This window comes from Aerococcus sp. UMB1112A, from assembly GCF_030230715.1.
Classification (GTDB): Bacteria; Bacillota; Bacilli; order Lactobacillales; family Aerococcaceae; genus Aerococcus.
On the sequence record NZ_JASPDS010000016.1, the window covers coordinates 13,775 to 27,674 of the forward strand.

At 47.9% G+C, this 13,900-nt stretch carries 8 protein-coding genes; 7 read left to right on the forward strand and 1 reads right to left on the reverse strand.

What is annotated here, in order from left to right; translation table 11 throughout:
• Nucleotides 1-483: 483 nt before the first annotated feature.
• From QP860_RS08455 to QP860_RS08470, 4 genes are all read left to right on the forward strand, one after another.
• Nucleotides 484-801, forward strand: a complete 318-nt coding sequence (locus tag QP860_RS08455; protein ID WP_070619251.1) for a DUF1507 family protein — start codon at nucleotides 484-486, stop codon at nucleotides 799-801.
• A complete protein-coding gene (locus QP860_RS08460; protein ID WP_141744605.1) occupies nucleotides 779-1,996 on the forward strand; it encodes an FtsW/RodA/SpoVE family cell cycle protein in 1,218 nt (405 codons plus the stop codon). Before QP860_RS08455 ends, QP860_RS08460 begins: the two co-directional genes overlap by 23 nt.
• Nucleotides 1,997-2,198: 202 nt before the next feature.
• A complete protein-coding gene (locus QP860_RS08465; protein ID WP_210382803.1) occupies nucleotides 2,199-5,636 on the forward strand; it encodes a pyruvate carboxylase in 3,438 nt (1,145 codons plus the stop codon).
• Nucleotides 5,637-5,661: 25 nt separating this feature from the next.
• On the forward strand, nucleotides 5,662-5,973 hold the full coding sequence (locus QP860_RS08470) for a YlbG family protein (RefSeq protein WP_070619257.1): 312 nt from the start codon (nucleotides 5,662-5,664) through the stop codon (nucleotides 5,971-5,973).
• Nucleotides 5,974-7,043: 1,070 nt separating this feature from the next.
• On the opposite strand, the gene QP860_RS10560 is transcribed toward QP860_RS08470, so the two are convergent.
• Nucleotides 7,044-7,136 (reverse strand): type I toxin-antitoxin system Fst family toxin, encoded by a 93-nt coding sequence (locus QP860_RS10560; protein WP_141737858.1) that lies wholly within the window; start codon nucleotides 7,134-7,136, stop codon nucleotides 7,044-7,046.
• 840 nt (nucleotides 7,137-7,976) lie between these two features.
• Here QP860_RS10560 and QP860_RS08475 point away from each other — a divergent pair.
• The 3 genes from QP860_RS08475 to QP860_RS08485 all read left to right on the forward strand — a co-directional run bounded on the left by QP860_RS08475 (nucleotide 7,977) and on the right by QP860_RS08485 (nucleotide 13,884).
• Nucleotides 7,977-11,936 (forward strand): Rib/alpha-like domain-containing protein, encoded by a 3,960-nt coding sequence (locus tag QP860_RS08475; protein ID WP_284912556.1) that lies wholly within the window; start codon nucleotides 7,977-7,979, stop codon nucleotides 11,934-11,936.
• Between the two features lie 71 nt (nucleotides 11,937-12,007).
• Nucleotides 12,008-13,006 (forward strand): LPXTG cell wall anchor domain-containing protein, encoded by a 999-nt coding sequence (locus QP860_RS08480; protein ID WP_284912558.1) that lies wholly within the window; start codon nucleotides 12,008-12,010, stop codon nucleotides 13,004-13,006.
• A 590-nt stretch (nucleotides 13,007-13,596) separates the two neighbouring features.
• Nucleotides 13,597-13,884 carry a YSIRK-type signal peptide-containing protein gene (locus QP860_RS08485; RefSeq protein ID WP_284912559.1) on the forward strand — a complete coding sequence of 96 codons (288 nt, stop codon included), beginning with the start codon at nucleotides 13,597-13,599 and terminating at the stop codon, nucleotides 13,882-13,884.
• Nucleotides 13,885-13,900: the final 16 nt, after the last annotated feature.

Below are 13,900 nucleotides of genomic sequence, written 5' to 3' on the forward strand. Positions count from 1 at the left end.
AACTGAATTGTCGTGCGAGAAGATGCAATTTCTCCAAGATACGGCAATCCTGGTGCCCATAACGGACAATCACTGGATCTTTTGTCGGTATCTCCTTTCGTAAGCGCCAAAACGTTTGAGATATGTCGGTAAGTCGTTCCGTAAGCGCCAAAACGTCCGAGATATGTCGGTAAGTCGTTCCGTAAGCGCCAAAACGTCCGAGATATGTCGGTATCTCGTTTCGCAAGCGCCAAAACCCTCGAGATATGTCGGTAAGTCGTTTCGCAAGCGCCAAAACGTTTGAGATATGTCGGTATCTCCTTTCGCAAGCGCCAAAACGATCCGGATATGTCCTTATCTCGCTCACAGCAGCCAAATCCTGGCTTAATAGATAGTCACATTTATTCTCAAGCGAATAAAATCCCGAAAACTAACAAGCTTCTCATCAAGTTATGGTATAATTTCATGTGTATATGCTTAATATAAAGAAGGAGGGGATAGCGAATGGATATCGATCGGAAGCAAGCGGAAGAGATCTTGCTTCATGAAGCCCAACGCATCTCTCACTTAATCCTCAGTCAAAAGGAACACTTATGTTTTGCCCAGTGTCCGGCCTTTGAGGAGATTGTGGATACTCAGATGTATGGCTTCTCCAAGCAAGTCGCCTATGCGATTGCGATTGGTGCACTTTCGAAAGATAAGGGCCATCAAATTATTCAAGAATTGGAGAATACCCTGAACCAGGTTTATACGGAGATCTTCGAAGAGGGGCAGTTCTACCATGTAGAGGGGGACCACCGTGCCAACAGAAAAGACTCCTAAGTCTAAGACGCAAAAGCTCGCTTCGGCGCTGAGGAGGGCCTACCGGGAGATGAATCTATCGATCTTCCTGCCCTATATGGTGCTCTCGATTATCGGCTTGATCATGGTCTTTACGGCTTCATCCTACCGGGCCATCTCGGAGGGCAATGATGTCTCCTACTATGTGGTCCGCCAGCTGGTCTTCATGGGCGTCGGTTTCGTCGTCGCCATGCTGATCTACCGGCTCCGGGTGACGGTTTTTCGCAGCCAAGCTTTCAAGAAGCTGGCCATTGCGGTTATCAGCCTGGCCTTGGTCTTCGTCCTCTTCTTTGGAGAAGAGATCAACGGGGCCAAGGGTTGGATCGACCTCTATGTGATCTCCATCCAACCGATTGAATTCGCCAAGCCGGTCTTGATCCTACTCTTAGCGGACTATTTCAGCCGCTACCAAAAAGACTTCGGCCAGAACCCGGGTTGGAAGGGCTTCTTCCGAGTCCTCGGCCGCCATCCCTTAGTACCTGGCGCCATCCTGCTCTGGCTGGGCATTGCCGTCCTCCTGCCTGATATCGGGGGCTTCGGCCTGCTGCTTGTTATTGCCAGTCTCATGGTGCTGGGATCGGGGATATCGTCTAAGGTCGTCAAAGTGCTGAGCGGTCTGGCGGTCGCAGGCTATGCCGTCTTGGTTTTAGGCGCTCGCCTGGCCAACCACTTGGGCTGGACCTCGGATAACTACCAAGTCCAACGCCTGCTCAGCTTCGTGAATCCCTTCCCCGAGGCCCAGGGAATCGGCCACCAATTGGTCAATTCCTACTATGCCCTCAAGGGGGGCGGTCTCTTCGGCCGAGGCCTGGGGAATTCGGTCCAGAAGTTGGGCTACCTGCCTGAAGCCCACAACGACTTCATCATGGCCATCGTGGGCGAGGAGTTGGGGCTAGTTGGCCTAATCTTTATCCTGGGCCTCTACTTCTACCTCACCCTCTACCTCTACTACCGGGCCCAGAAAGCCCGAAGCGTCTATATCCAAATGCTCTTAATTGGGCTGGCCTCTTATTTCCTGATCCAGGCTGTGATCAACCTGGGCGGGGTGACGGGGCTCCTGCCGATCACGGGGATTACCTTCCCCTTCATCTCATACGGCGGGTCCTCCATCCTCACCTCGGCCATCATGGTGGGCCTGGCCCTCTCAGCCGTAAGAGCCGATCAAAATAGAGTGTGACAAAAGTTGTTTAGCCCTGAATCACTGGAGCAAACTATGTCTGATTGTTGGTAAACAATCAGACATAGTTTGTGAAGTGGAGGTCAGGGCTGACTTTTGGAACAGGTTTTTGGCAAAAATTTGTTGTTTAAAAAGAGTTTAGCATATTATCCCAAGTTTATATCCAAGTAGCCACTGCATGTCATCAAAGGGGAGTGTAATTATGATTAAAAAAGTCCTAGTCGCCAACCGTGGCGAAATCGCTATCCGTGTCTTCCGGGCCTGTTTTGAATTAGGCATCGAGACGGTCGCAATCTTTGCCAAGGAAGATGAGAATTCAGTCCACCGCTTCAAGGCGGACGAATCCTACCTGGTTGGGGAAGGCAAGAAACCAGTTGAAGCCTATCTCGACATTGAAGACATTATCCGCATCGCCAAAGACACCGGCGCCGACGCCATCCACCCTGGCTACGGCTTCCTGTCTGAGAATGTGGACTTTGCCCGCCGCTGCCAGGAAGAAGGCATTATCTTCATCGGACCGAAAGTCGAAACCCTGGATATGTTTGGGGACAAGGTTAAGGCAAAAATTGCCGCCCGTGATGCCGGTATCCGCGAAATTCCAGGGACACCAGGTCCAGTGGAATCTGTCGAAGAAGTCCGTGCTTTCGCCAAGGAAGCGGGCTATCCGATCATGGTCAAGGCAGCCAATGGGGGCGGGGGCCGCGGCATGCGGGTGGTTCGCTCAGAAGATGAACTGGAAGAACAATTCGAAACAGCCTCCAACGAAGCGCTCAAGGCGTTTGGCTCGGGCGTCATGTATGCCGAGAAATACATTGCCAATCCTAAACACATCGAAGTCCAAATCCTAGGCGACCAGCACGGCCATGTTATGCACCTCTGGGAACGTGACTGCTCCGTCCAACGCCGCCACCAAAAAGTGGTTGAAGTGGCGCCAACAGTGGGTCTGCCCATGGAAGTCCGCCACGAGGTCTGCGATGAAGCGGTCCGACTCATGTCCCATGTTGGCTATCAGAATGCTGGGACAGTGGAATTCTTATTAGATGGCCACGACTTCTACTTCATCGAAGTCAATCCTCGGGTCCAAGTGGAACACACCATTTCCGAAGAGATCACTGGGGTCGATATTGTCAAGGCCCAGATCCGGATTGCGGACGGGGAATCTTTTGAAGCGATTGGCCTGCCTAAGCAAGAAGACCTGCCGCTGATGGGCTATGCCATCCAGTGCCGGATCACGACCGAAGACCCAGCCAACAACTTCTTCCCAGATACGGGTAAGATCAATACCTATCGTTCACCAGGTGGTTTCGGCCTGCGTCTGGATGCGGGGAACGGCTACCAGAATGCGGAAGTCTCGCCTTACTATGATTCCATGGTGACCAAGCTGATCGCCCATGCCATGACCTTCGAGGAAACTGTGGCCAAGATGACCCGGGCCCTGCGTGAGTACCGGATCCGCGGCGTCAAGAACAATATTCCCTTCCTCTTGAACGTGGTCCGCCACGAGGAATTCCAGACTGGCCAAGCGACGACCCTCTTCATCGACAACACCCCATCCCTCTTCGAATTCCCTAAAGAAAAGAACCGGGATAGAGGGAACAAGATCCTCCGCTATATCGCAGAAACAACTATCAACGGCTTCCCCGGCCTCAAACGTGGGGAAAAACCCCACTACACCAAGGCCCAAGTGCCAAATAGCTTGGAAGCAGTCGACAGCCATGGCCCAACTGCCAAGCAGATCTTAGATAAGGACGGGGTCAAGGCCGTCCAAGATTTCGTGACGGAGAAGAAAGAACTCCTCCTGACCGACACCACCATGCGGGATGCCCACCAGTCGCTGATTGCGACCCGGATGCGGACCCGGGACATGGTCAAGGCAGCCCAAGCCATGGAAGCAGCCAATCCAAACTTCTTCTCCATGGAAGTCTGGGGCGGAGCCACCTTCGATACGGCCTACCGCTTCCTGACCGAAGACCCTTGGGAACGCTTGGAGAAATTCCGGGCCGCTATGCCAAATACCCTCCTGCAGATGCTCTTTAGAGGGTCCAATGCGGTGGGTTACACGGCTTATCCGGACAATGTGCTGGAAGCCTTTATCAAGCAGTCTGCGGAATCTGGCATCGACGTCTTCCGGATCTTCGACAGCTTGAACTGGATCAAACAGATCGAAAAACCGCTCCAGTTCGTCAAGGACACGGGTAAGATCGCCGAAGCGGCCATGTGCTATACCGGCGACGTCCTCAATCCCGACCGGCAGAAGTATTCCACCGACTACTATGTCAACTTCGCCAAGGACCTGGTCAGCGCTGGGGCCGATATTATCGCCATCAAGGACATGGCTGGGCTCTTGAAACCCCAAGCCGCCTATGCCCTGATCTCTGAACTCAAGGCAGCAGTGGACGTGCCTATCCACCTCCACACCCACGACACCGCAGGCAATGGGATTATCACCTATGCTGAAGCAGCTCGTGCGGGTGTCGATATTGTGGACGTGGCCACTTCCGCCTTCTCCTCCACCACTAGCCAGCCAAGTATGACCACCCTCTACTATGCCCTAGAACACGACGACCGCCGTCCAGAACTCAACGTGGGCAATGCCCAGAAGATGAACCACTACTGGTCAGGCGTCCGGGCCTACTACAATGATTTTGCTTCCGGGCTCAAGGTGCCAGAAACCGAGATCTACAAGACCGAGATGCCAGGTGGCCAATACACCAACCTCCAGCAACAAGCCATCGGGGTCGGCCTGGAAGACCGCTGGGAAGAAATCAAGGTCATGTACCACGATGTCAACATGCTCTTCGGCGATATTGTCAAGGTGACCCCATCTTCTAAGGTGGTGGGCGACATGGCCCTCTTCATGGTCCAAAACAAGCTCTCCATCGACGACTTCTTCGAACGCGGCAAGAGCCTGGACTTCCCAGACTCCGTTATCAAGTTCTTCCAAGGTGACCTGGGCCAGCCCGTGGGCGGCTTCCCTAAAGATGTCCAAGACATCATCCTCAAGGGCGCCCCAGCAACGACTGAACGGCCCGGTGCCCTCTTAGATCCTGTGAACTTCGACGCTGTGCGGGAAGAATTAGCCGAACAAGTGGACATTGAGATCACGAACCAAGACTTACTGGCCTATCTCATGTATCCAAAAGTCTTCGTCGACTACTGCAAGAAGTTGGACAACTACTCCGACCTATCTAACATTGATACTCCAACCTTCTTCCGCGGCATGCAGCCCGGTGAAACCGTCTCGGTTGAGATCCAAAAGGGTAAGGTCTTACGGATTAAGCTCATCCAAGTCGGCGCTCCTAACCACCTAGGTGAGCGCATCGTCTACTTCGACCTCAACGGCCAACGCCGGGAAATCACGGTTAAGGATACGACCATCAAGTCCACCGTAGCCCTCCGTCCAAAAGCCGACCCATCCAACCGCGGCCACATCGGTGCGACCATGCCAGGGACCATTGTGAAAGTGTCCTGCGAAAAAGGGGACAGCGTCAAGGTCGGTCAAACCATCCTGGTAACGGAAGCCATGAAGATGGAAACCACCGTTAAGGCACCAATCGACGGGGTAATCAAAGCCATCCACGTCCAAGCAGGCGACCAGGTAGACTCCAACGACCTATTGATCGAAATTGAAAAAGCCTAGACGAGTCAGCAGGGAGGTGACGCCAATGGCAGAATATGAACAACGGCAAGACCGGGCGGGACTCATTGTCTGGCTCCATTCCACCAAGCACACCCGCCCTTTACAGAAATATGGCTATGTCTATTATATTTCCTATAAGCTCAAGTACGCTGTCGTCTACAGCCCAATCGAATCGATTGACGACACCATCCAAAAGATCCGCAAGCTGAAATTTGTCCGCGAGGTAGAAGAGTCACCGCGCCAGGAGATCAATACCGAATTTGACCAGGTGCTGGATGAATTGAAAGAGCGGATGCCGGAGGATGATGGACTGCCGGAATTGAAATATCGGTTTTAAGAAAGGGTGTGAGACTTGGCGTTTAGGCTTGGATGATTGGAGCAAGTCAGAAAAAGAGCGAAGCATTCGCTCGTTTCTGACTTGTGAAATCACGCCAAGCCTGCCAAGTCGAACCCGACTAGACAGGGTGTGAAGGAGCGCGGTTAAGTTCGAACAGTTCCCTAACCCTCAAACAGACCCTTCAAGTGTGGGTTGATAGCAGCCGACACACAAACAGAAAGCCCAAGTGTGGCTTGTTAGTAGCTAATCCACAAGCGGAAACTCCGAGTGTGGATTGTCAGCAACCAACACACAAACGGATCCTCTGAGTGTGGCTTGCTAGCCTCAGCCTGACTGAGATAAGATGAGTAAATGGTGCTAGGGAGCATCCGTTTCGCTCATGAATTTAAATCACATGACAATTGAATTTGAGTTAGCTATCTCAATGCTAATGGATGGGCTTGCTGCTCAGATAAAGACCAGGTATTTGTGCCTGGTTTTTATTGTGCTTTTGATTAGAGTGATGCTGATGAGCATCCGTTTCGTTTTGAGTTTGGGCCTTGAATATTTAGAGGTTCAATTAGGGTTGGATTTGTAGGCTGTGGACTGCTTTCAGGAAATTGCCGGCTTCAATTTGCGTTTAAAGCTCCTATGTGCAATTTGCTGCCTTCTATTTGCTTTTGAGCTTCCTGCATGCAAATAGATATTTTCTATTTGCGCTCGGACTTCCCACATGCAAATAGCCACTCCTTATTTGCGTTCAGAGCTCCTGTATGCAAATTGTTATGTTCTATTTGCAGAGAGAGCCGTTAAAAGCAAATTGCTAGCGAACAAGTCCCAAATTTTCTCACACCATGCTGATACCCAATTCCAAGGCTCCATTCCTGTACATCAAGCTGAATGACATTAATATTAAAAAAGAGGAGCTTGATGGCTTCCTCTTTTGAGTTTATGTGTTATAATAAATGTGTGGAACGCGATGATGGCGTTCATAACTAACACAATACCCCCGGGAGTTGTGGCTCCTGGGGGTATTTTTTTCGCTCAGATGTGGGCTAAGCGTGTGTGGTCGAAATTGGGCTAGTCGATTGTCACTTCTTGTTCAACCACCAAGAAAATAACTCGATGAGTATTCCCACAATTAGTGGTGCGACAATCAACACGATGATGGCATTAATTGACATAACTAACACCTCCCCTCTAGGGAGTTAGCCCATACCAAATGATATCATAAATAAGGCTCAACGATTAAAATATTCATTAAGTGCTTATCTACACCCTGAAATTTATTAGACCTGACCAAGATTAAAGCTGAAAAATCACTTGAATTAAGTCTATATTCGAAAGTCCACAACCAATTAGTCGATGAGTCCAATGTCAAAAGAGGAGAGGTCGAATCTCTTCATGTCCATGAATGCGATGATGGCGTTTATAACTAAGGCAATACCCCCGGGAGTTCCTAGCTCCTGGGGGTATTTTTTTCGCTCAGAGCTGGGCTGACTGTGGAGATCATCTTGTTTTTATTCGAGTCAGGATTGCTCTATGCCTATAATCTAGGAGACCCTCCTATCGAAATAAATGCAATTTATGTACACGCTAACATTATAAAACGGTTAGAAAACAAATGGAGATAGGAGCGAAATGTTGAATTAAACTCCTCTTTGTCTATTAATAGGCTTTATAAGTACAATAAAATAGAAGCTGTTAATACATTTTTAGTTTTCCTTTGCTATCTTTAAAGAATTCTTATATGATAGACTTGTCAAATGATGACCATTTGATAAAGTTTTTCTAAAAGTTAATAATTGAGACAGAGGAGAACAATCTGATTTCAATGAATTTTAATAGCATATTTATTGAACTGCTAGATAAATACAAGCTATATAGTTGGACCGAACCAGTGTTCAGTTTTTATTTATTAAGCTTTTTGAAATGGAATGCTTTCTTGTGTTTAAAGAATTTTACTTTTAGATAAAGCTTTATGAAAGTAGCTTTATGTTTTAACTAATTATAGGAGGAAGACTATGGTTGGAAAAAATAACTACCAAGTGAAGAAGGAGAAGCAGTCTAATAAATTTTACCGCTACTCCATTAAGCGCTTAAGTGTTGGTGTGGCCTCAGTTGCTGTAGCAGCCGGGCTTCTTTTTGCTGGAGATGCTGTGGTTGTTGAGGCAGCGGCGGCAGAAGAAGCTAACACAAGCGAAGAATTGCAGGCTCTCCCAGAGGAAGAAGTTCCGGCTGAGGAGGAAGCAGCGCCTATAACTGAAGAAGAAACTGCTGTGGCGGAAGAAGCTCCTGCAGAAGAGACTGCGCCTGTAGCTGAAGAAGTGTCTGCTGAAGAAGAGGCACCAGTAGCCGAAGAAACAGTTGCCGAAACGACCCCAGATGATGAGGAAGTCAAGGTCACAACTTATGCGGCATCTGATGAAGAGGCAACTGATACATCTACTCGTGCGGCAGCTGATAATCCAGCACCGAATAAAGAAAATTTAGATGCTGCCATTAACCAAGAAATTCCATTCAAAGAAGAAACTTTCGGTAAGACAGAATATGAGGCAGGCGATGCGGGTCCTATCCGTTATAATACAGCAGAAGTTATGGATACAACTGAAAACACTGCAGATTTGGCTATTCGCTTCTGGCCTTTCGCTAGTGCGGCTAGCCGCTGGGGAGCTGTAGAAGGGACTACTTATCCAGGCCGTTATGTGATTTCTTTTGAAAATCCAGACTTCTATCAAAACATTGCCTCTGTGGAAACAACCCGGGGGAATGGACCGCTTGGGTCAACAACTTGGGCTAGTGCGACTAGTGGCCGTGATTGGACAATGCCATTAACCAATGCGAACCTCCAAGCAGGTATTACTGGTTCTATTTCAGATGTCGATGTTCGTATTACACTTAAAGAAGGTACAACCTTTGAAAACCTAGGTCTTGCTGACACTCCATTACCATTTACTGTAGGTATGGTTACTGGTCAAGGTGCTGGTAATGACTTTAATTTGATCGAGGGTAGAACTTTAGATAATGGCTTTATTCTACGAAACAACCCGAATAATCCAGATCCTGAAGAAAATCCAGAGCTTTTTGCTCCGCATCGCACAATTGGAGCGGTCGGGGAGTCTCGATTTGCGGATGGTAAGTTTTATGAAAAAGGGATGAGTCACAGCGTATACTTTGATGAAGCCACTAATTCTATTGTTTCACGCCATACAGTTCAACCTGACCAGAACTTTAGTGAATCAAGTTACTCAAATGTTCATTACTTCATGGAACAAATTCCTAAGGCCTTAGTACCTTATATCGACAAGAATAGTGTGAAAATTGGGGTAATGAACGATGTCTCAAATCCAAACTTATTCCGTACCTCAACTAATGCTCCAATCGATCCGATTCCATTGGTTATGGATGATTCTGGTCTGGTAGATTCTCGTAAAACTCCTTCTATCTCGATAACTCATGCAGATCCTAACAACCGTAGAGCTCAAATTGACGCACTTAATAATGCTCGTAAAAACATTAATAACAAAATTTTAGAAGGGACTTTAGGCCAACCGAGAACCTATGCGATTGTTTATCCGTTGGCAGAAGGTTATACCACTCGTGATGTTGCTCAAGCTATGGCCGAATATACCCGAAACAATAATAATAAACTGTTATTTGAAACTTGGGTAGAACAAGACTTTGTGGATACACCAGGTGGTCCACTAAATGGCCAAACACCTTATGCCGATAATGGGGAAGCTACCAAGCGCTTAGTCGGTTCTTATGGGAATGCTTACTTCGATGCCTATTATGAATTAAGCCTGGCTGCTACGAATGATCCAGAAACACAATTAATCGAAACTGAAGTTGGCACAGTACCAGCAGCAGAAGATGGTATCAGTAACAAGGCTGATTTACCTGAAGGCACAAGCTTCTCATGGGAAGAAGAACCCGATGTGAGCCAAGTTACAGCTAAGGATGAAGAAGGTAACGACATCCCTCAAAATGCAAGGGTCAAAGTCACTTATGCAGATGGCAGCTCAGAAGTTGTCAATGTCCCCGTTGTTGTTCGTGAAAAGACAACAACCGACGCAGACAAGTACGATCCAACGGCAGAAACCGTTACTAAAGACCACGGTCAAGCACCTACTGAAGAAGAAGTTAAGAATGCCGTAAGCGTTCCAAACTTCCCAACAGAAGGCGACCAGCCAACTGTTAAAGTAGATGACCCAAGTCAATTGCCAAATGGTCAAACGCCAGGGACAACAGACGTACCCGTAACTGTGACCTATCCTGATGGTTCCGAAGACAAGTTAACGGTTCCAGTAACGGTTGAAGAAGCAACAGAAACGGACGCAGACAAGTACGATCCAACAGCAGAAACCGTCACGAAGCCAAATGGTGAAGCAGCGACAGAGGACGACGTTACAAACGCCGTAACTGTCCCAGACTTCCCAACAGAAGGCGACCAACCAACTGTTAAAGTAGATGACCCAAGTCAATTGCCAGATGGTCAAACGCCAAGCACAACAGACGTACCTGTAACTGTGACCTATCCTGATGGTTCCGAAGACAAGTTAACGGTTCCAGTAACGGTTGAAGAAGCAACAGAAACGGACGCAGACAAGTACGATCCAACTGCAGAGACAGTAACTAAGGAACATGGTCAAGCTCCTTCAGAGGAAGAAATTAAGAATGCCGTAAGCGTTCCAGACTTCCCAGCAGAAGGCGACCAGCCAACTGTTAAAGTAGATGACCCAAGTCAATTGCCAGATGGTCAAACCCCAGGTACAACTGACGTCGATGTTACTGTGACTTATCCAGATGGCTCCGAAGACAAGGTTCAGGTTCCAGTAATTGTTAAAGAACAATCAGTAGCAGATAAATATGAACCAAGTGCAGAAGAAGTGACCAAGGAACATGGCCAAGCTGCAAGTGAAGACGATGTGAAGGGTGCAGTCACTGTTCCAGACTATCCAGCAACCGCTGACAAACCAACTGTTACAGTGGACAACCCAAGTCAATTACCAGATGGTCAAACTCCAGGGGCGACTCAGGTTGACGTTACCGTCACCTATCCCGATGGTTCGAAAGATACAGTGAAAGTTCCAGTAACTGTTAATGAACCAGAAACACCTAAGACAGAGGTTGGCGGATCTGTAGGATCAGTTGATCCAACAGACGAAAAACAAGGGACTGGCATCATCGTCACTAACCCTGATGACAAGACAAGCGTGTCTGCCAAGGACAAAGACGGCAAGGAAATTCCTGCTGAAATCAACCCAGAAACAGGCGAAGTCGAGGTCACTCCAGGTGAAGACGTAGACGGCCCAATCGATGTAGTTATCAGCGACGAAGACTTGCCAAATGGTAAGGCTACGATTCCAGTTCAAGTCAACGGCCACACGAAAAATCATGACGACAACGGATCTGATGAGAAACCTGCGACTGAACAGACCAGAGTAGAAATGACGCCGAAGTCTCAAAACATTGGGGACTGGCAACATGACAACATCACCCCAATCAAGGTGACTTCTGAGAATGTTCCAGAAGGCGGCTCGGTGAAGGTTAGCTTCGACTACCAACCAGGTACTCAAGGCCTTTACTTCTCCCCTTCAGATGACGGCCTCAGCGGGAATGTTTATGGCAACCTCGAAGCAAGCTGGCAAGGGGACCAAGAAACCCAAGTCATCACGGTAACTGCTGAAGTTGTGGACAAGGACGGAAAAACTGTCACTGACGCAGAAGGAAATCCTGTGAAGACCCAAGCAACCATCACTGTTTACCGCGATACCGATGGTGACGGCAATGTAGACAAGGACTCTGGCATGCAAGGGATCCGAACAATCCATTCGCACCAGGCGTTCCCGGTGACAAGGATGACGACAATGACGGCTGGACTGACCAAGAGGAAAAAGACCGCGGCACTGATCCGAAAGATGGAACGGACTTCCCTGGTGATACCGATTCGGCAGCTAAGACCGAAGTTGGCGGATCTGTAGGATCAGTTGATCCAACAGACGAAAAACAAGGGACTGGCATCATCGTCACTAACCCTGATGACAAGACAAGCGTGTCTGCCAAGGACAAAGACGGCAAGGACATCCTAGCCGAAATCAACCCAGAAACCGGCGAAGTTGAAGTCACCCCAGGTACTGACGTAGACGGTCCAATCAAGGTAGTCATCGAAGATGAAGATCTACCTAGAGGTAAGGCAACCATTCCAGTTACGGTTAACGGCCATACGAAGAATCATGACGATAATGGATCGGATAACAAACCAGCGACTGAACGGACGAGCGTTGATGACAGTATTGTCAATGTAATCGATCCTAAAGCAGGTCAACAATCAACCGGCATCATCGTGGTAAATCAAGACGAAGACACCAAGATAGATGCAAAGGATGCAAACGGCAAGCCTGTACAAGTATCATTGCATACAGAGGGCCGCTTCACTGATATCCACCTTCACCCAACTGAAGATATTGTCGGTCCAATTACTGTTACAATCGAAGATCCTGATCTTCCAGGTGGCAAACATGAAGTCAATCTTCCTGTGCTTGAGATTGATGATAATGACCAAGTTAAGCCAGAACCAGGTAATGATCCTTCACACCAACCAGGAGATGAGCCAAGCGATAAACCAGGAGACGGTGGCCAAAAACCAGGTACTACAGAGCCAGGACAAGACGGAGGCGACCACAAACCAGGAACAACCACGCCAAGTCGTCCAGGTTCAGACCAGAATGGCCAAGCACCAGACACTCGTCCTGATGGTCAAGACCAAACACCAAGCCGCGAAGACACTGGCCAAGATCCAGCGACACAGCCAAGCCGTGATCAAGCAGCAGGTCAAAAAGATCAACAGACTGGCGCTCACCAAGTCATCAAGAACTTAGTGCCAACTGTTGAAGCAGCAAGTCAAGCCCCAAGTACCAGTGCTAAGAAGGAAACTGTGAAATCAGCTCTTCCACAAACCGGCGCTATCGTAGGTTTGACTAGCGGCCTAGCCCTCGCCCTCATCGGCGCAGGTAGTGTTCTCGCCCTCGGCAAAAAGAAAAAAGAAGACTAATCCCTTGTAAGTAGCGGTTAGCCTTCCAATTCAGCACCTCGCACAAGCGGGGTGCTTTTTTCTTATTTTAAATCCCTTATACTAGCTGACGATAGCTTCAGTAAAATAAGCAAGCTTGTTTATTGAATTGTTCTATTTATTATAAAAAGCATAATTATAAACAAAATATGTATTACCGTTTAGTGAGGAAATGATGAGAAAAGCGGTAAAACCATGCCAAAACCAGGCTTTTTGATGCTTTTTCTGGTTTTATAGTTTTAATAATTAAATGGAATAGTTAAAAACAATACATCTTTGTCTTTTTTGTTGATATCTTAATATTTTTTCTGTACGATAGTTTTATCAAATGGATTTCATTTGGAAAGCAGTAGTCATTTGTGCTGTATCGACCGATGAACGAAAAATCTAACAAGTCGCTAGCGCTATCGAAATTTTATATGTATTCAAAATCTATAAAAAGTATTGATTGAGGGATATGTATTGAAGAATCGGTAATTTTAAAACCATGGAAGTTTTTGTTCAGGCGAGAAGGTTACAGATGACTGGATGTGAATGATTCTATGCTTTGACTAAATATTAGGAGGAAAGCTATGGTTGGAAAAAATAACTATCAAGTGAAGAAGGAGAAGCAGAGTAACAAGTTCTATCGTTATTCTATTAAGCGCTTGAGTGTCGGCGTGGCTTCTGTAGCGGTGGCAGCGGGGCTGCTCTTTGCGGGGGATGTCCAAGTGGCTCGGGCTGCTGGGACCAATGACGCCGTGAATGGCGATTTGAACTTAACTGTTGAAGAACAAGGTAAGGTTGATGAAACAGCCAAAGAAAATGAAAATCAGCCAAACACCCAAAAACGACCAGTGACCCGGTCACCAAGCAAGTGATTCCTGCAGACGGTGG

What these genes read in the sequence shown, in the direction of transcription:
- QP860_RS08455 (WP_070619251.1), top strand. Translation starts at nt 484, where the DNA reads ATGGATATCGATCGGAAGCAAGCGGAAGAGATCTTGCTTCATGAAGCC.
- QP860_RS08465 (WP_210382803.1), top strand. Translation starts at nt 2,199, where the DNA reads ATGATTAAAAAAGTCCTAGTCGCCAACCGTGGCGAAATCGCTATCCGT.
- QP860_RS08470 (WP_070619257.1), top strand. Translation starts at nt 5,662, where the DNA reads ATGGCAGAATATGAACAACGGCAAGACCGGGCGGGACTCATTGTCTGG.
- QP860_RS10560 (WP_141737858.1), bottom strand. Translation starts at nt 7,136, where the DNA reads ATGTCAATTAATGCCATCATCGTGTTGATTGTCGCACCACTAATTGTG.
- QP860_RS08475 (WP_284912556.1), top strand. Translation starts at nt 7,977, where the DNA reads ATGGTTGGAAAAAATAACTACCAAGTGAAGAAGGAGAAGCAGTCTAAT.
- QP860_RS08485 (WP_284912559.1), top strand. Translation starts at nt 13,597, where the DNA reads ATGGTTGGAAAAAATAACTATCAAGTGAAGAAGGAGAAGCAGAGTAAC.